Consider the following 17,161-nt stretch of genomic DNA (forward strand, 5'->3'; position numbering starts at 1 on the left):
ACGACCACGTCGCACCGGGGCCCTGCTCCCGTTTCGGTCGGCCCCCGTCTCCGTTCGAGTCGGCCCCTGTTCCCGTTTCAGCCGGGCCCCGCTCCCGTTGCCGAAGGCCGACTTCGCCGCGGACTCCCCGGGCCCCGCGACTACAGCCGCTGGATGATCGTCCCCGTCGCCAGCGCACCGCCCGCGCACATCGTGACCAGACCGAACTCCTTGTCCCTGCGCTCCAGCTCATACAGCGCCGTGGTGATGAGCCGCGCCCCGGTCGCTCCCACCGGGTGCCCCAGCGCGATGGCCCCACCATTGACATTGACCTTCTCCAGGTCCTGTCCGAAGACCTGGGCCCAGCTCAGTACGACCGAGGCGAACGCCTCGTTGATCTCCACGAGATCGATGTCGGCGAGCGACATCCCCGCCTTGCCGAGCACGGCGCGGGTCGCGTCGATCGGCCCGTCCAGGTGGTAGTGCGGGTCCGCTCCGACCAGCGCCTGGGCGACGATCCGCGCCCGCGGCTTCAGCTTCAGCGCCCGGGCCATCCGCTTGGACGCCCACATGATCGCCGCGGCTCCGTCCGAGATCTGCGACGAGTTGCCCGCCGTGTGGATCGCGGTGGGCATCACCGGCTTGAGACCGGCCAGCGCCTCCATCGAGGTGTCCCGCAGCCCTTCGTCACGGTCCACGAGGCGCCACATCCCCTGCCCCGCGGCCTGCTCGTCCTCCGTCGTGGGCACCTGGACCGCGAAGGTCTCGCGCTTGAACCGCTCCTCCGCCCAGGCGACGCCCGCCCGCTCCTGTGACAGCAGGCCCAGCGAGTCGACCCGCTCCCTGGTCAGTCCGCGGTTGCGCCCGATGCGCTCGGCGGCTTCGAACTGGTTGGGCAGGTCCACGTTCCACTCGTCCGGCCAGGGCTTGCCCGGGCCGTGTTTGGACCCGCTGCCCAGTGGTACGCGCGACATGGCTTCGACACCGCAGCTGATGCCGACGTCGATGACACCGGCCGCGATCATGTTCGCGGTCATGTGCGCGGCCTGCTGCGACGAACCGCACTGGCAGTCCACGGTCGTCGCGGCGGTCTCGTAGGGCAACCCCATCGCCAGCCACGCGTTGCGGGCCGGATTCATGGACTGCTCGCCGGCATGGGTCACGGTGCCGCCGACGATCTGCTCGACGCAGTCGGCGTGGATGCCGGTGCGGCCGAGCAGTTCACGGTAGGTCTCCCCCAGCAGATACGCCGGATGCAGATTGGCGAGCGCACCACCGCGCTTGCCTATGGGTGTGCGTACGGCTTCGACGATGACGGGTTCCGCGGCCATGAGCTCGTCCTCTCCTCACGCCCCGGCGGAGGTCGTCCCGGTGCCCCCGCAGGGCGACTGACGCACAGCGAGAACTAGTACGCGTTCTAGTTCTTTCGTTCAGTGTCGTGAGACTTACCCCTGGTACGCAAGGGTCTTGCACGCCTCCGCCCCGACCCGCCCCAACCTCAATCCGCGCTCAGCCCAACTTAAGTTGGCGCGCGAGCGCAACAGTTCCCGCCGCACGCCTTGCCAGTTGAAGGACCCGTTACTACCTTGCGAGCAATTCTGATGGGCCGTCAGATCGTTCGTTCAGACCATGGAGTCGCCCCATGTCCTGTCCAGCGCTGCCCGAAGGGTTCGACGCCACCGACCCCGACCTCCTCCAGAGTCGCATCCCCTTCCCGGAGTTCGCCGCACTGCGGCAGACCGCGCCGGTCTGGTGGTGTCCGCAGCGGCGCGGCATCACCGGCTTCGACGACGAGGGCTACTGGGCCGTCACACGGCATGCGGACGTCAAGTACGTCTCCACGCATCCGGAGTTGTTCTGCTCGACCGAGAACACCGCCATCATCCGCTTCAACGAGCACATCAACCGCGACCAGATCGAAGCCCAACGCCTGATCATGCTCAACATGGACCCGCCCGAGCACACCAGGGTCCGCCAGATCGTCCAACGCGGCTTCACCCCGCGTGCGATACGCGGCCTCGAGACGGCGCTGCGTGATCGGGCGCTGAGGATCGTGGACGAGGCGAAGAGCGGCGCGGGAGAAGACGGCCGCTTCGACTTCGTCAACAGCATCGCGGTCGAACTCCCCCTCCAGGCCATCGCCGAACTCATCGGCGTGCCCCAGGAGGACAGGGCCCGGATCTTCGACTGGTCCAACAAGATGGTGGCGTACGACGATCCCGAGTACGCCATCACCGAGGAGATCGGCGCCGAGGCGGCGATGGAACTCATCGGCTACTCGATGAACATGGCCGCCGACCGCAAGCAGTGCCCTGCCAAGGACATCGTGACCCAGCTCGTGGCGGCGGAGGGCGAGGGCAACCTGTCGTCCGACGAGTTCGGCTTCTTCGTACTGCTGCTCGCCGTCGCGGGCAACGAGACCACACGCAACGCCATCAGCCACGGCATGCACGCCTTCCTCACCCACCCCGAGCAGTGGGAGCTCTACAAGCGCGAACGCCCGGTGACCACCGCCGAGGAGATCGTCCGCTGGGCCACCCCGGTGGTGTCCTTCCAGCGCACTGCCACGCAGGACACCGAACTCGGCGGACAGAAGATCAAGCAGGGCGACCGGGTGGGGCTCTTCTACTCTTCGGCCAACAACGACCCCGAGGTCTTCGACCGCCCCGAGGTCTTCGACATCACCCGCGATCCGAACCCGCACCTCGGCTTCGGCGGTGGCGGTCCGCACTTCTGCCTGGGCAAGTCGCTCGCCATCCACGAGATCGACCTGATCTTCAACGCCGTCGCCGACGCCCTGCCCGGCCTGCGGCTCGCGGACGATCCGCGCCGACTGCGCGCCGCCTGGCTGAACGGCATCAAGGAACTCCAGGTCAGCGTGGGCGAATCCTGAGAACAGGGGCGTGTCGGGCCCGCGGCGCCGTACGCGCGGCGGGCCGCTCCACACACACCTGCCCACCGTGAGCAAGGCCGTTCCGCACACGGGCTCGGCAGCTGATCCGGTGACTGGGGACGGTGGTTCGGTGGTTCGGTGGTTCCATGCTCGCCGTGACTTCACATGATCATGACGACGACACCTCGCGACCGTCCCCGCTGCTGGACCGGATCGAGCGCTACTACGACGCGGTGCCGCGCAGCGGCGCCCGCGCGGAGGACTTCGGTCCGCTGACCCTCTTCGTCAGGGAGGGGCAGGGCTGGCCGTACTACGCCCGCCCTGCCCTGGGAAGCACCGTCGCGCCAGGCGCGGACGACGTGTACCGGGTGCGTGCCCGACAACGGGAGCTGGGCGTGCCGGAGAGCCTCGAATGGATGGCCGACACCGCGCCCGGACTGCGGGCCGCGGCCGAGGCGGCGGGTCTCGTGGTCCACGAGCACCCGCTGATGGCCCTCACGGGCGACATCGTGTCCGCCCCGGACCCCGGCGATGCCTCCGTCCGGATCGTCGGCCCGGGCGACCCGGTGCTGCCGAGCGCGCTGGCCGTGCCCCGCCTCGCCTTCGCGGAGCCGGGCACCGGCATCGGCACGGCAGGCGCGGAAGATCTCGCCCGGGCGACGCGCGCCGTGGCGGCCGACGGCACGGTGGAGCAGCTGACCGCCCGCATGCACGCGGGGCTGACCGTGGTCGCGGCAGCGGTGGTGGACGGCGAGGCGCTCTGTGCGGGCCAGCACCAGCCAGTCGGTGATGCCGCCGAGATCGTCGGTGTGGGCACGCTCCCGAGCGCCCGTCGGCGCGGACTGGGCGTCGCGGTCACAGCGGCGCTGGTGGCGGACGCACGGGCCCGAGGCGCTGCCACGGTGTTCCTGTCCGCCGCGGACGACGACGTGGCCAGGATCTACACCCGGGCAGGCTTCCGGAGGGTCGCCACGGCGCTGATCGCAGAGCCGCCCGCTCGGACCGCCCGGGGCTGAGCGGAGCCCGCTCGCTCAGCCCCTCCGGGGCGGAGCCGCCCACTCGGACCCCGCCCAGGCGTCACGCAGGGTGGTACCCCGCCCTTCCGACTCCCTCACTCTCCGCTCGCTCCCGCACACGGAACCGGATGATCGACTGGCGCGGCCGGAACCGCGGGCGGATCCTGGCTGAACGCGGCGATCCACCCGAGGGGGCGCCGGGACAGCCGGTCCCGGCGCCCCCTCGGGCCGTGCGCGGGGCGTTCATCCCCTCGGTCGAGCGCCGCCCGCGCGGTAGGTTGTTCGTATGACTGACCATCAATGGAAAGCCTTGGACGCCTACTTCACCGAGCACCTCTCCCCGGACGACGAGGCACTGAGCGCGGCGGTCGCCGCGAGTACCGCGGCAGGCCTGCCCGACATCGCCGTGGCCCCCAACCAGGGCAAGCTGCTGCAGCTGCTCGCCGCCGGCCAGGGCGCGCGGAAGATCCTGGAGATCGGCACGCTCGGCGGCTACAGCACCATCTGGCTGGGCCGTGCGCTGCCCACCGACGGCCGGCTGGTGACCCTGGAGTACAAGCCCGAGAACGCCGAAGTGGCCCGGGCCAACATCGCGCGAGCGGGCCTCGACAAGATCGTCGAGGTGCGCACGGGCGCGGCGCTCGACTCCCTCGCGCAGCTGGAGAGCGAGAACGCCGGTCCGTTCGACTTCTTCTTCATCGACGCGGACAAGGTGAACAACCCCAACTACGTGGAGTGGGCGGTGAAGCTGGGCCGTCCGGGCAGCCTGATCGTCGTGGACAACGTGGGCCGCGGAGGCGAGGTGGCCGACGCTTCCAGCGAGGACGACGCCGTGCGAAGCACCCGTCGCATGATCGAGATGGTCGGCAAGCACCCGAGGCTGAGCGCCACGGCGGTCCAGACGGTGGGAGCCCGGGGCTACGACGGCTTCCTCCTCGCCCGGGTGCTGGACTGACCCTCACCGGGTGCCGCACTGATTCCCACCCGAGCGCGGGGGCCGGCCCTCGCCCGAGTATCAGGGCTAACCCTCGCCCGGCGCGGCGACGCCGTACCCTCGCGTTCATGAGCATCGTGAAGATCAACGTCCTTTCCGTGTCACCCGAGCAGCGCGAAACCCTGGAGAAGCGCTTCGGCGCCCGTGCCGGCATGGTCGAGTCATCCGACGGCTTCGAGTGGTTCGAGCTGCTCCGCCCGGTGGAGGGCACCGACCAGTACCTCGTCTACACGCGCTGGCGGGACGAGGAGTCCTTCCAGGCGTGGATGGAGGGCCCGATGAAGGCCGCGCATCAGGGCGGTGGCGAGGGCGGCGAGCGGCCCCGACCGGCGGCGAGCGGCTCCGAGGTCTGGTCCTTCGAGGTGGTGCAGCAGGCCGCCCCAAGGCAGGGCTGACTCACCGGGCGGGAGATCGGTTCCAGGCCGTCTCCCACACGCACAGCGTGTGGGAGACGGCCCGGTCCGCGTTCACGAATGCGGTGTCCCGTAGTGCCGTGAGAACTGCTCCATGGCGATCGGATCCTGCCCGGGAGAGCCGTATGGAGGCGCCTCCCTGATCTGCTTCTTCGTGCAGTCGACGTACACGATCCGCTCGTCGGCGTCGACGCGGGTGATGATCCTGGCCGGCAGCAGAGCGTGCTTGGTGAAGATCCAGTGTCCCGTGTCGACCACGATGTACGACCTGCCCACGTCCTCCGCGTGCTCACCGATCGTGCCGATGCTGCCCTCGCCCGAATAGGCGGCTTCGACCGTGAAGCCGACCAGGCTGGTTCCGGGACGGTGGCCGGACGCGTCCGAATGGGTCCAAATATGGTGTTCCATGGTGTCCCTCCGGACAACGGTCTACCCGAAATTCGTTCGCCACGCAGCGCGGAGCTGGTTAGACAGTGCGCATGACGACCTGGTCCATGCGCGCCGAGCGCTTCGACACCGCCGATGCCACGGCGCTGCGCCGCGACTACTACGCCGAGGTCGCCGGCCGGTACTGGCGGCGCCCCGCGACGACGGCCGAGGTGGCCGAAGGTCTGACCGGGGACGGTGTGGAGCGGTTGGATGCGCCCACCGGGGCGTTCGTCGTGGGGCGGCACGCCGAGCGGGCCGGCGCATGCGGGGGTGTGCTGCTGCTGGACACCGACACCGCCGAGCTGACCCGGGTGTACATACGGCCCGGGCTGCGTGGCACGGGCGGCGGCGCCCTGCTGCTGGGCACTCTTGAGGACGCGGCCCGGCGGCTGGGCGCGAAGCGCATGGTGCTCAACACACGGCAGGACCTCATCGAGGCGCGGACGCTGTACTCGCGCAACGGGTACGTGGCGATCCCGGCGTACTGCCAGGGGCCGTACATGGACGTCTGGTGCGGCAAGGATCTCTGACGCGTGACCCGGCGCGCTCACCCCGGCGGCTGGTCCGGGTGGTCGTTGTGCCATGCCTCGTGGTCGCGGTGCGGTTCACCGCTGTACGGGCGCTCGCCGTCCGAGCCGCACAGCTCGGCGGTGAGCTCCTTCAGCAACTGAGCCAGGTCCGTGGGCCGCTCCGGCCCCCACCAGTCGCCGAGCAGCGCCGCCAGGGACTCCTCCCTGGCCGCCGACAGCTTCGCGGTCGCCTCGACACCCTTGTCCGTCAGCACCAGCGACATCCCCTCGCGCCGGGCGAACCCGCGCTCCTCCACCTGCCGGGACGCCTCGATGATCGCTTTGATCGGCACGTCGGTGGCTTCGGCGAGCCGGGACGGTTCGACGATTCCGTGCCGCCTGATCCGCAGCAGCAGCCAGCTGGCCGCGGGCGTCAGATCCAGCCCGGCGACCCGGGTGATCTTCACATAGATGGCCCGGCGCCCCTCGCGCGACCCGAGCACCGACAGTGCGCGGGCGCACTCGTCGTACGAGGACCGGTGGACGGGGTTGGAGGCCAGCGTCTCGGTGCCCTCCGGAGCGGTGACGGAGCCGCGCAGCCTGTCCTCCCGCAGGAGGCAGGCGAACACGAAGGCGATCAGGACGATCGGGGCCGCGTACAGGAACACGTCCGTGATGGCGGTCGAGAAGGCATGCAGTGCCTGTGGCCGTACCGCCGGCGGGAGTTCGGCGATGGTGCGCGGGTCTGCGGCGACCTGGCCGGCGGTGGGTCCGGTGCCGGGCGGCAGCGGGTGGGCGGCGAGCGCGCCGGCGAGCCGGGCGTGGAGCAGGTTGTTGAAGATCGAGCCGAATACGGCCACCCCGAACGACGCCCCGATGGACCGGAAGAAGGTCGCACCGGATGTCGCCACGCCGAGGTCCTGGTACGTGACGGCGTTCTGCACGGCCAGCACCAGCACCTGGATGACCATGCCGAGCCCGCAGCCGAACACGAAGAAGTAGATCCCCGTCTCCCAGAAGGGGGTGCCCTCCTGGAGCTGGTGGAGCAGCAGCAGACCTAGCGCGGTGACGGCGGTGCCGAGCACCGGGAACACCTTCCAGCGCCCCGTCCGGCTGACGATCTGGCCCGACACCGTGGAGGTGAGCAGTAGCCCGGCGACCATCGGAAGCATGTGCACCCCGGACATCGTGGGGGTGACGCCCTGTACGACCTGGAGGAACGTCGGCAAAAAGGTCATCGCGCCGAACATCGCGAAGCCGACGATGAAGCTGATCACCGACACCAGGGTGAAGGTGCGGATCCGGAAGAGTCTGAGCGGCAGCACGGGCTCGGCCGCGTCCCGCTCGACGTGGACGAACAGCAGCAGGAGCACCACGCCCAGCACCGCGAGGCCCACGATCTGCACCGAGTTCCAAGCCCAGGTGGTACCGCCGAGCGAGGCGACGAGCACGAGGCAGGTGGCGACGGCGGCGATCAGGAAGGTGCCGAGGTAGTCGATGGCGTGACGGGTGCTGCGGGCCGGTATGTGCAGCGCGACCGCGATGACGAACAGGGCCACGATGCCCACGGGCAGGTTGATGTAGAACACCCAGCGCCAGCTCAGATGCTGGGTGAACAGGCCCCCGAGCAGGGGTCCGAGCACGCTGGTCGCGCCGAACACCGCACCGAACAGCCCTTGGTAGCGTCCGCGCTCGCGCGGCGAGACGATGTCGCCGACGATCGCCATCGAGAGGACGATGAGCCCGCCGCCGCCGAGGCCCTGGAGGGCGCGGAAGGCGATGAGCTGTGTCATGTCCTGGGCGATTCCGCACAGCGCGGAACCGATGAGGAAGATGACGATCGCGAGCTGGAAGAGCCTCTTGCGCCCGTACTGGTCGCCCAGCTTCCCCCAGAGGGGGGTGGCGGCGGTGGCGGCCAGCAGATACGCCGTGACGACCCAGGACAGGTGCGCCAGGCCGCCGAGATCGCTGACGATGGTCGGCAGGGCCGTCGCGACGATGGTCTGGTCCAGGGACGCGAGCATCAGGCCGAGCAGCAGCGCGCCGATCGAGACGAGCACGCTGCGACGGCTGCGTCCAGCGCCGGGGCCGGGCGCCGGGCCGGGATTCACGGCCGGGCTGGTCAGATCCTGCGCCATATGGCCTCCTCGGGTCCGGCGCGCCGAGTCGCCCTCCCATCGTGGCGGCTCTGTCCGGTTATGGCCTGCCGAGGCAGGCCTCAGGGGCGCGGGCGCTGGACACGGGCTGCATAATCGCAGGCAGCTCAAGGGGAGGGACCCACGATGACGGGACGCGCTTGTCCTGAATGCGGCGGCGCATCGCCGACACGCAGATGCGCCTGCACGGTGCGCGCCGAGCGGGATGCCGAGCGCACGGCGGAGCTCGCGGCGGCCGAGGACTTCGACCCGCTGCGGATCAGGCCGTATGTGACGCTGCCGACCCCGCCCGGGGCAGACCCCGGGCATGCTCCCCCGGGCCGCTTCCGCACCCAGGAAATACCCGAGATCCAGGAGATCTCCCACGGACACGAGTACGCGTACGAGATCCCCGCGCCGGGAGCCGCGAGCCCGGCCGCGCCGCCCAGGGAACCCGCTCGCCGCCGCGGCCCGGGGGTGCTGATCGCCGCGGCCGCCGCCGCGGCCGCGCTGGGCACCGGGGCGGCGTTCGCCGGAGGGCTGTTCTCCGGCGACAAGGGCGGAACCGACCAGGCGCTCCCCGACATCGAGACGGTGGAGCCCTTCCTGAGCGCCGCCCCCAAAGCCCCCTCGTCCGGCACCCCGTCGGCCTCGAAGAAGCCCGGCGCTTCCCCGTCCGCTTCCCCCTCGGCACGCACGTCGTCCCCTTCGGCCTCCGCGTCCGCAGACGTGTCACCTTCCGTGTCCGCATCCCGGGCCTCGGGCGCCTCGGCATCGCCGTCCGGCACGGCCTTCCCCAGTCCTCTGGTGTCGCGGAGCCCCGCCGCACCCACCACGACTGCCGCCCTCCGGCGGGGCGACAGCGGCTCCGAAGTCGTCGAGTTGCAGGAGCGTCTCGCGCAGTTCGGGCTGTACGACGGCCCCAGCCACGGCCGCTTCGACGGCCACGTGGAGTGGGCCGTGGCGTACTTCCAGGCGATCCGCGGCATCACGGACGACTCCCAGGGGGTCTACGGCCCGGTCACTCGCAAGGCCCTGGAGGCGGAGACCCAGTACCCGTACGACGACGGATGGGGCGACGACGGCTCGAAGAGCGGCAACGGCGGACGTCACTGAGGGCTCCCCCGTACCCCGGCCCGTGAGGAGTCCGACCGGCGGAGAGCCCCGCTGTCGGCCGAACTCGGCCGACAGCGGGGCTCAACCCGCGATCGTGCTCAGCCGGCGGTGAGGGTGAACGTGCCGTTCGGGCCGGCGGTCACCGCGAGCGCGCCGAGGTCCGCCACCTGGATGTCCGGCGCGAAGGCTGCGGCGCGGGGGCCCACACCGACGACGCGCATCCCCGCCGCGCGGGCCGCGGTGATGCCCGCCTCGGAGTCCTCGAAGACCACGCAGTCATCCGGGGCGAAACCCAGCTCAGCGGCGGCCTTGAGGAACCCTTCCGGATCGGGCTTGCTGGCGCCCACACATTCCGCGGTGATCCGCACCTGCGGCATGGGCAGGCCTGCGGCGCCCATCCGGGCAGTGGCGAGCGGCGCGTTCGCCGAGGTGACGAGTGCGTGCGGCAGGTCCGCGATGGCCTTCATGAAGGCCGGTGCTCCCACGATCGGGACGACGCCGTCCATGTCGGCGGTCTCGGCCGCCAGCAACTCACGGTTCTCGGCGTGGTTCTCGCTCATCGGGCGGTGCGGCAGCAGAGCCGCCATCGTGGCGTAGCCCTGCCGACCATGGACGACCTTGAGTGCCTCGTCGGGGTCCAGCCCGTGGTCGACGGCCCAGCCGCGCCAGACGCGCTCGACGACTGCGTCGGAATCGACCAGGGTGCCGTCCATGTCGAGAAGCAGGGCACGAGCGGTCATTGCGGACGAGGTGCGGATGGCCGGCATCGGCGTACTCAGCTCCAGACGAGAGGGAAACAGAGCGGCTCCCGCCCGCCGGTCAGGGAGTACGGGCGGGAACCACTTTGTTCCTTCACGATACAAAACAGGGAGCCGAAACGCCAATCCGGTCGGACGCGACACCGGGGTCCTTCTTCAAGGCGACCTTGCCCGGATCCGCCCTCATTCCCACCCCCACTCCCGCCCCCACCCTCACCCCTCCGCCCTCCGCCCTCCGCCCTCCGCCCTCCGCCCTCCGCCCTCCGCCCTCGCGGCACGATCCGACAAGCCGGAGCCGACCCGGCCCGGCTCCGACCCGCCCGCCCCGGCATTCCGCGACACGCTTCGGGGAGGGATCCGTGGTGCCGGCGCTCACGGTGTGGTTCAAGCGCTCACCCCATGGGTAACCCACCCTCGGGGCAAGGGGGATGCGGATGATCCGAGGGCTTTCGGCACATCAAGACGACGCGGTCATGCGATGACCGCGAGATCCAATGCCGCAGCCCGACTTCGATGGGGACGCCGCAGCTTGCCGGTGCTTCTCACACACACACTGGCGGCATTCGGTCTTCTGTCCGGCCTGGTGCAGCTGGTGGTTCAACTCTTCTCGCTGACCTTCTCAGAGCCTTCGCTCGTGATCGCCGCCACCGCGGTTCTCAGTGTCACGTGGGGAGCGATCCAGGCGTTTCCCCCGGTGTCAGCAGCACGCTCATTCGGACACCCCGGAACGCAAGTGCGTGTCGTCGTGGGCGACTTGTTCGACCAGCGTGCACACATCGTCGTGGGCTTCACCGACACGTTCGACACGAGCGTCGCGGACGATCGCGTGATCAGCCGTTCCAGCGTGCAGGGACAGCTGCTTCAGCACTGGTACGCGGGGAGCCAGCAGGCGCTGGACCTCGCGCTCACCGAGGCGTTGGAACGAAGCCCGGTCGATGCGGTCGAGTCCCGTGCCGACAAGCCGTTCGGAAAGCTCGAACGCTACCCGGTGGGCACCGTAGCGGTCCTGTCCCACAACGGTCGCAAGGCGTTCGGCCTGGCATACAGCCATCTGGGGAACAACCTCGTTGCCGAGTCCAGCACCGAGAGGCTTTGGGTGAGCCTGTGCCGGCTTTGGGAGGCGGTCTATGAGCACGGGCATCGCGAACCGCTCGCGATACCGATCATCGGCGCGGCATTGGCACGGGTCGACACGCTGAGTCAGGAAAACCTACTGAAGATGATCCTGCTCTCATTCACAGCGGCTTCGCGGGACCGCGTGGTGACCCGTGAACTCACGGTTGTCGTACACCCGACGGCTCTCCATGAGATCAACATCCTCGAGATCCGTCATTTCCTCATCAACCTGTAGCCGATCGAACGGAGAGAGGCAGCGACCATGACGGAAGCCAAGGCGTTCTTGAGTTGGTCCACCCGCGATCCGCGGATCGAACCACTGGCGCAACTCTTCCGGCAGTGGCTCGGCTCCCTGTTCGAAGGGCGTATAGACTCCTTCTTCTCACGCGAGATCCAGCCGGGTGAGCACACGATTCCGAGGATCTACCAGGCGCTCAACGAAGCGGACTTCGGCTTCATCTTCCTGTCGCAAAGGACGGCCCGGAGCCCGTGGGTGATCTATGAGAGCGGGTGCCTCAATCCCTCCCTGCGTGCAGGCAAGGTATTCCCCCTGCTGTTCGACCTCTCTCCGAACGAACTCCGTTCCCTATGCCCTCCGCTTGCCGACTTCCAGGCCGTATCGTTGCGCAACGCTCAGGACGTTCGACGCCTGACCGAGAAGATCTGTCAACTCCTGGACCTCAACGACACGCAAGTGATCGAAATCCGAGAGAAGTTCCACCGGACCTTTCCTCAGCTGGAACGGGCGATCACCGAAACGGTGGACAGCAAGCGACTGCTTCCCGATCGCTTCACCGGAACCTTGACCTACAACGACAATATCGCCGGGTCACGCAATTTCCAGATGCCGGGGGTATTCGATCAGTATCAGCGGGAACTCTTCCTCGTCGGAAACAATCTGAATTTCCTGTTGAATCTGCACAACAATGAGGAGATGTTCGGCGCGCTCCTGGACTCACTCATGGAGGATCCATCGAAGAGGGCCCGCATACTCATAGCCGACTTATGGGACGACAAGATCCTCTACACATACAACAAGGTAATCTTCGGCAGCGCCCTGTCGGAGTTCTCGGGCCTGAACGACGTGCTCACCAACCCGGAATCGCGCTTCTACCTCGACCGGTTCATCGCCGCGCGGGCGGGAAGCAAAATACATCGACGACTGCGAAGGCAACTCACGATCAAGAAGATCGGACTACTGGTCGACACCTTCTGGTTCGTCGATCCGGATAACACCTCGCTCTCCGGCGACCTCCTTTTCGCCCTCATGACGGCGGTCACGGGGCGGGAACGCCCGGTGTTCTACGTGAGTCAGTCGGAGAACCCCGGTCTCTACTCCAAGTACTTCGACATGTGCCAGGCTGCCTTCGACTTGAGTGCGGACGTCCTGTGGCCTCCAGCGGATCAGGAACCCGGCCGGCGCTCCATGCCTGATCCGCCTCAGCCCGCGAGCGCCTCGTAGAGGCTGAAGCCCGCGAGCGCGAGCATCAGCCCTGCCCCCGCCTTGGTGATCAGCCGCAGCGGCACGTACTTCATCAACGTCCGCCCGCCTGCGATCCCCAGTCCCGCCACGGCCCACAGCGCCAGCACGGCGCCGAGTCCGACCGACAGCGGGTCGTCGTAGCGGGCCGCCAGGTTCGCGGTCATGATCTGGGTCAGATCACCGAACTCGGCGATCAGGATCAGCATGAAGCCGGCTCCGGAGACCTTCCAGAAGGACTGGTCCGCCGGAGCCTTGATCTGCTCCTCGTCCTCGTCGTCCTTCTTGAGCAGCAGCATCGCCGCGCCCGAGAGGAAGAGGACGCCGACGACCGCCTGCACCAGCCGCTGCGGCAGCAGCGTCAGCACGCTGCCCGCCGCGACGGCGAGACCGACATGGACGGTGAAGGCGGCCGCGACCCCGGCGAAGACATAGGAGGCCTTGTAGCGCGTGCCGAGCATCAGCCCGGCCAGGGCGGTCTTGTCGGGGAGCTCGGCGAGGAAGACGACGCCGAAGGTGATCGCCAGGATCGAGAAGCTGAGCACAGATGCGGTCCTCTGTCGGTGGGCTCTGCCGTACCGAGGGGACCTGACCCATCTCCGGGTCGTTCCGTTTCCGGGGTCGCTTCGGCTCGGCAGGACCCCTGAGCGTTCATGGGTCACTGCTGGCCGAAGGTCTCGCTGGCGTGCCACGCTGGGCGGCGGTCGCCTCCGGGCGCCGGCCGAGGCGAACTCGGCAGTATGTCGACGGTCCGGCGAAGAGCTACTCCCCTTCCGCTCCTGACAGGCTACGTGATGCGCGCGGCGTACGAGGCGGGCGCGGGTCCCTGTGCAGCAGCCCTCGCGCGACCAGCTCCAGCACCAGCGCCACCGCGATCGTCTGCACCGCCATCAGGCCCACCAGGACGAACAGCTGCACCACCCCGGCCTGGAGTGGCGACGCCCCGCCGAGCAGCATCCCGACGAACGCCCCGGGGAGCGTGACCAGCCCCACGGTCCTGGTCTGGTCGAGTCCGGGCAGCAACGCGTCGGACGCCGCGTCCCGGGCGACCTCCATGCGGGCGTCGCGGTCCGGCAGACCGACGGCCATCCCCGCCTCCACTTCGCCATGGCGTTGCGCCAGCTCGTCGAGGGCCCGCCGCCCGCCGAGCACGGTCGCGGTGAGCGCCCCGCCGATGAGGATGCCGGTGACCGGGATGAGCGTGATCCCTTTGACCGGCACGAGCCCGGTGAGCAGCAGCACCGCGACGACGGGCGCCACACCGGCGCCGATGGGCAGCGCCGTGTGCCACCAGGTGCCGTTCGGGGTGATACGGCGCCCGGCGGTGCGTACCGCGACGGCGTACATCAACAGCAGGAAGGCGAGCAGCAGGGGGACGGCCCTCACCACCCAGCCGATGAGGAACGAGACCGCGGCCAACTGGACCGCGGCCCGCAGCCCGGCGACGGCGATCTCACGCGAACGGTGCGCACCGAGGTGGGCGAGGGCGGCGACGATGGCGGAGGTGACCAGGAGCGCGGCGAGCACGACTCCGAAGGTGACGTTGACCGGCAGCAGCACGTGTCAACCCTAAGCCGGACAAAGCGATCTGGTGAGCCGTCAAACCGGCCACCAACCCTTGATCTGACGTGAGCATGTCGCCATCGTGTTACCTGGCGCCCGCACTCCCGCAATCCGCGAGCGCCAGGATAGCCGGGGTCCCGCCCCGCCGGCCCATCCACAAAACCCTCAACACCCCCCACTTATAAGGGAGTTCGCATGTCTGGTGTCTACGCGCGTCGCATGTCACGTGCCACCGTGCTCGCCGCATCCGCCGCCCTCGCCTGCGCCACCACGCTGCTGACCGCCCCCGCGGCCAGCGCCGCCCCGCCCACCCCGGTCAGCGCCGCCACGGCAAGGACGTACCTGGCCCAGATGACGGTCAAGGCCGAAGGCTCCTCCAGCGGCTACGACCGCGACAAGTTCCCGCATTGGATCACCCAGTCAGGCTCCTGCAACACCCGCGAGACCGTCCTCAAGCGCGACGGCTCCAACGTCGTCACCAACTCCAGCTGCGCCGCGACCAGCGGCAGCTGGTACTCCCCCTACGACGGCGCGACCTGGACCGCCGCGTCGGACGTGGACATCGACCACGTGGTGCCGCTGTCCGAGGCCTGGAGGTCCGGCGCGAGCTCCTGGAGCACTTCGTCGCGGCAGGCGTTCGCCAACGACCTCACCCGCCCGCAGCTCATAGCCGTCACCGACAACGTGAACCAGGAGAAGGGCGACAAGGACCCGGCGGAGTGGATGCCGTCGCGGTCCTCGTACCAGTGCACCTACGCCCGGATGTGGGTGCATGTGAAGTACCACTGGAAGCTGTCGGTGGACTCCGCCGAGAAGTCCGCGCTGCAGTCGATCCTCAGCTACTGCTGACAACGGCGGCCACCCGCCGCTGACACCGCCGAGGCGGAACCACGCTACCCTCCCCCGTCGTTCTTCCGTACCGTACGGGGCGGCGACGGAGGAGGGCACGCGAATGGCAGCGGGGCTGCGCCTTGGACCACTACTGCGGCATGTCGACTGGGAGAGCGCCGACCGCGCGACCATCTGGGTCGAGGCCGACCGCCCCTGCACGGCCGAGGTGCGCTGCGAGGCGCCAGAGGCCGGTGGTTCGACCCGTACGTTCCAGATCGAGGGCCATCACTACGCGCTCATCCCGGTGACCGGCCTGACGCCCGACTCGTCGACGGCGTACGAGGTGCTCCTGGACGGCCGCCGGGTGTGGCCGCTTCCTGACGCCGAGTTCACGGCGTTCCCGCCGAGCACGATCCACACACCACCGGTGGGAGCGGACGGAGTGCGGGTCACGTTCGGCTCCTGCCGCTGGGCCGCGCCCCCTGCCGATGAGCACGACCCGATCGGGCCCGACGCCCTGGACGCGCTGGCCGCGCGCATCGCGTTCGCACCCGCCGCCGAACGCCCTGACGTGCTCGTCCTGCTGGGCGACCAGGTGTACGCGGACGCGACGTCCGAGGAGACCCGGGAATGGCTGGCCGCTCGGCGCGATCTGAGCGATCCGCCCGGCGCGGAAGTCGCGGACTACGAGGAGTACACCCGGCTCTACGACGAGTCCTGGCTGGACCCCGAGGTCCGCTGGCTGCTGTCCACCGTGCCCAGCGTGATGATCTTCGACGACCACGACGTGATCGACGACTGGAACACCAGCGCCGCCTGGCTCGCCGAGATGCGCGCCACGGCGTGGTGGCGGGAGCGCCTGGTCAGCGGGCTGATGTCGTACTGGGTGTACCAGCACCTGGGCAATCTCTCCCCCGCCGAGCTGGAGTCCGACGAGGTGTACGCGGCCGTCCGGGAGACCCCCGACGGGACCGACGCCCTGCGTGCGTTCGCGGCGCGTGCGGACCGCGATCCGGCGTCCGTGCGCTGGAGCTACCGGCGCGACTTCGGCAGGACTCGGCTACTGATGATCGACACCCGGACCGGGCGCGTCCTGGACGAGGACGGGCGGGCGATGCTCAACGCGGACGAGGCACGCTGGCTGCGCGAACAGGCACTTGACGGGAAGGCCGACAGCGCGACGGCCGGCTCGTACGACCACCTGCTCATCGGGACCTCGCTGCCCTGGCTGCTGCCACCGGCCATCCATGACGCGGAGAGCTGGAACGCGACACTGTGCCGCGGCGAGCGGGGCCCGCGCTGGGCGCGGTTCGCCGAGGACCTTCGAAGACGGTCGGACCTGGAGCACTGGGCGGCGTTCCCCGCATCGTTCGACGAGCTGACGCGGCTGATCGCCGAAGTGGGCAGCGGCCCCGGCGCCCCCGCGACGGTGTGCGTCCTGTCCGGGGATGTGCACCACGCCTATGTGGCGGAGCCGGTGTGGCCGGCGGGTGGCCCGTGGCAGGAGGGGGGCCCGGACGCCCGGGTGCTGCAACTGACCTGCTCGCCGGTACACAACGCCGTCCACGCGTCGGTGCGGCTGGGCTTCCGCTTCGGCTGGAGCCGTGCCGGGCGACGGCTCGGGCATGCGCTGGCCCGGCACGGCCGGGCGAGGCGGCCGATCATCGACTGGGAGCGCACGAGCGGGCCGTGGTTCGGCAACCAGCTGATGACCCTGGCACTGCGGGGACGCGCGGCGGATCTTCGACTCGAACAGGCGCAGGCGTTCGGGAATCGGGCGGAGCGCAGGCATGCGGATAGTGCCCATACGCGCATCGTGACCGTGGACGAGAGATACCTCTCGAAAGACCCCTGACCCTCCCTCGATGGGCCCCTCAGCCGTGGCTGAATGTGACTTGAGCAGCACAAACTGGCCTGATGTTGAACTTG

16 protein-coding genes are annotated in these 17,161 nt (G+C 69.3%); 10 read left to right on the forward strand and 6 right to left on the reverse strand.

Features of this window, described 5'->3' with window-relative positions:
• Positions 1-140: 140 nt before the first annotated feature.
• A complete protein-coding gene (locus V1460_RS27875; RefSeq protein ID WP_338676369.1) occupies positions 141-1,310 on the reverse strand; it encodes a steroid 3-ketoacyl-CoA thiolase in 1,170 nt (389 codons plus the stop codon).
• A 311-nt stretch (positions 1,311-1,621) separates the two neighbouring features.
• Between V1460_RS27875 and V1460_RS27880 the strand changes: the two genes are divergently transcribed.
• From V1460_RS27880 to V1460_RS27895, 4 genes are all read left to right on the forward strand, one after another.
• Positions 1,622-2,872 carry a cytochrome P450 gene (locus V1460_RS27880; protein WP_338676370.1) on the forward strand — a complete coding sequence of 417 codons (1,251 nt, stop codon included), beginning with the start codon at positions 1,622-1,624 and terminating at the stop codon, positions 2,870-2,872.
• Positions 2,873-3,018: 146 nt separating this feature from the next.
• Positions 3,019-3,888, forward strand: coding sequence for a GNAT family N-acetyltransferase (locus V1460_RS27885; protein WP_338676371.1), 870 nt, complete (start codon positions 3,019-3,021; stop codon positions 3,886-3,888).
• A 286-nt stretch (positions 3,889-4,174) separates the two neighbouring features.
• Positions 4,175-4,843, forward strand: a complete 669-nt coding sequence (locus V1460_RS27890; protein ID WP_338676372.1) for an O-methyltransferase — start codon at positions 4,175-4,177, stop codon at positions 4,841-4,843.
• 107 nt (positions 4,844-4,950) lie between these two features.
• Entirely contained in the window at positions 4,951-5,277 is a 327-nt protein-coding gene (locus V1460_RS27895) for an antibiotic biosynthesis monooxygenase (RefSeq protein WP_338676373.1), read from the forward strand.
• A 72-nt stretch (positions 5,278-5,349) separates the two neighbouring features.
• Here V1460_RS27895 and V1460_RS27900 read toward each other — a convergent pair whose 3' ends face one another.
• On the reverse strand, positions 5,350-5,703 hold the full coding sequence (locus tag V1460_RS27900) for a PRC-barrel domain-containing protein (protein WP_338676374.1): 354 nt from the start codon (positions 5,701-5,703) through the stop codon (positions 5,350-5,352).
• Between the two features lie 71 nt (positions 5,704-5,774).
• On the opposite strand from V1460_RS27900, the gene V1460_RS27905 reads away from it, so the two are divergent.
• A complete protein-coding gene (locus tag V1460_RS27905; protein ID WP_338676375.1) occupies positions 5,775-6,254 on the forward strand; it encodes a GNAT family N-acetyltransferase in 480 nt (159 codons plus the stop codon).
• A 17-nt stretch (positions 6,255-6,271) separates the two neighbouring features.
• On the opposite strand, the gene V1460_RS27910 is transcribed toward V1460_RS27905, so the two are convergent.
• A complete protein-coding gene (locus tag V1460_RS27910; RefSeq protein ID WP_338676376.1) occupies positions 6,272-8,371 on the reverse strand; it encodes an MFS transporter in 2,100 nt (699 codons plus the stop codon).
• A gap of 144 nt (positions 8,372-8,515) precedes the next feature.
• On the opposite strand from V1460_RS27910, the gene V1460_RS27915 reads away from it, so the two are divergent.
• A complete protein-coding gene (locus V1460_RS27915) occupies positions 8,516-9,484 on the forward strand; it encodes a peptidoglycan-binding domain-containing protein (RefSeq protein WP_338676377.1) in 969 nt (322 codons plus the stop codon).
• A gap of 98 nt (positions 9,485-9,582) precedes the next feature.
• Here V1460_RS27915 and V1460_RS27920 read toward each other — a convergent pair whose 3' ends face one another.
• Positions 9,583-10,251, reverse strand: a complete 669-nt coding sequence (locus V1460_RS27920) for an HAD-IA family hydrolase (protein ID WP_338676378.1) — start codon at positions 10,249-10,251, stop codon at positions 9,583-9,585.
• A gap of 526 nt (positions 10,252-10,777) precedes the next feature.
• Between V1460_RS27920 and V1460_RS27925 the strand changes: the two genes are divergently transcribed.
• Entirely contained in the window at positions 10,778-11,593 is an 816-nt protein-coding gene (locus tag V1460_RS27925) for a macro domain-containing protein (protein WP_338678234.1), read from the forward strand.
• A 27-nt stretch (positions 11,594-11,620) separates the two neighbouring features.
• Entirely contained in the window at positions 11,621-12,820 is a 1,200-nt protein-coding gene (locus V1460_RS27930; protein WP_338676379.1) for a toll/interleukin-1 receptor domain-containing protein, read from the forward strand.
• Here V1460_RS27930 and V1460_RS27935 read toward each other — a convergent pair.
• Together V1460_RS27935 and V1460_RS27940 are read right to left on the reverse strand one after the other, a co-directional pair.
• Complete coding sequence (locus V1460_RS27935) at positions 12,799-13,383, reverse strand: TMEM165/GDT1 family protein (RefSeq protein ID WP_338676380.1); 585 nt, start codon at positions 13,381-13,383, stop codon at positions 12,799-12,801. The two genes, V1460_RS27930 and V1460_RS27935, sit on opposite strands and share 22 nt — an antisense overlap.
• A 217-nt stretch (positions 13,384-13,600) precedes the next feature.
• Complete coding sequence (locus V1460_RS27940) at positions 13,601-14,398, reverse strand: ABC transporter permease (protein ID WP_338676381.1); 798 nt, start codon at positions 14,396-14,398, stop codon at positions 13,601-13,603.
• 198 nt (positions 14,399-14,596) lie between these two features.
• Between V1460_RS27940 and V1460_RS27945 the strand changes: the two genes are divergently transcribed.
• Together V1460_RS27945 and V1460_RS27950 are read left to right on the forward strand one after the other, a co-directional pair.
• The gene (locus tag V1460_RS27945; protein WP_338676382.1) at positions 14,597-15,250 is read left to right on the forward strand and encodes an HNH endonuclease family protein; all 654 of its coding nucleotides are present in this window, start codon (positions 14,597-14,599) and stop codon (positions 15,248-15,250) included.
• A 103-nt stretch (positions 15,251-15,353) separates the two neighbouring features.
• Positions 15,354-17,087 (forward strand): alkaline phosphatase D family protein, encoded by a 1,734-nt coding sequence (locus tag V1460_RS27950; protein WP_338676383.1) that lies wholly within the window; start codon positions 15,354-15,356, stop codon positions 17,085-17,087.
• Positions 17,088-17,161 lie beyond the last annotated feature (74 nt).

Origin of the sequence: Streptomyces sp. SCSIO 30461 (assembly GCF_037023745.1) — a bacterium.
In the GTDB taxonomy this organism is placed as follows: Bacteria; Actinomycetota; Actinomycetes; order Streptomycetales; family Streptomycetaceae; genus Streptomyces.

What these genes read in the sequence shown, in the direction of transcription:
- V1460_RS27890 (WP_338676372.1), top strand. Translation starts at nt 4,175, where the DNA reads ATGACTGACCATCAATGGAAAGCCTTGGACGCCTACTTCACCGAGCAC.
- V1460_RS27900 (WP_338676374.1), bottom strand. Translation starts at nt 5,703, where the DNA reads ATGGAACACCATATTTGGACCCATTCGGACGCGTCCGGCCACCGTCCC.
- V1460_RS27950 (WP_338676383.1), top strand. Translation starts at nt 15,354, where the DNA reads ATGGCAGCGGGGCTGCGCCTTGGACCACTACTGCGGCATGTCGACTGG.
- V1460_RS27910 (WP_338676376.1), bottom strand. Translation starts at nt 8,371, where the DNA reads ATGGCGCAGGATCTGACCAGCCCGGCCGTGAATCCCGGCCCGGCGCCC.
- V1460_RS27880 (WP_338676370.1), top strand. Translation starts at nt 1,622, where the DNA reads ATGTCCTGTCCAGCGCTGCCCGAAGGGTTCGACGCCACCGACCCCGAC.
- V1460_RS27905 (WP_338676375.1), top strand. Translation starts at nt 5,775, where the DNA reads ATGACGACCTGGTCCATGCGCGCCGAGCGCTTCGACACCGCCGATGCC.
- V1460_RS27930 (WP_338676379.1), top strand. Translation starts at nt 11,621, where the DNA reads ATGACGGAAGCCAAGGCGTTCTTGAGTTGGTCCACCCGCGATCCGCGG.
- V1460_RS27885 (WP_338676371.1), top strand. Translation starts at nt 3,019, where the DNA reads ATGCTCGCCGTGACTTCACATGATCATGACGACGACACCTCGCGACCG.
- V1460_RS27945 (WP_338676382.1), top strand. Translation starts at nt 14,597, where the DNA reads ATGTCTGGTGTCTACGCGCGTCGCATGTCACGTGCCACCGTGCTCGCC.
- V1460_RS27915 (WP_338676377.1), top strand. Translation starts at nt 8,516, where the DNA reads ATGACGGGACGCGCTTGTCCTGAATGCGGCGGCGCATCGCCGACACGC.
- V1460_RS27875 (WP_338676369.1), bottom strand. Translation starts at nt 1,310, where the DNA reads ATGGCCGCGGAACCCGTCATCGTCGAAGCCGTACGCACACCCATAGGC.
- V1460_RS27920 (WP_338676378.1), bottom strand. Translation starts at nt 10,251, where the DNA reads ATGCCGGCCATCCGCACCTCGTCCGCAATGACCGCTCGTGCCCTGCTT.
- V1460_RS27895 (WP_338676373.1), top strand. Translation starts at nt 4,951, where the DNA reads ATGAGCATCGTGAAGATCAACGTCCTTTCCGTGTCACCCGAGCAGCGC.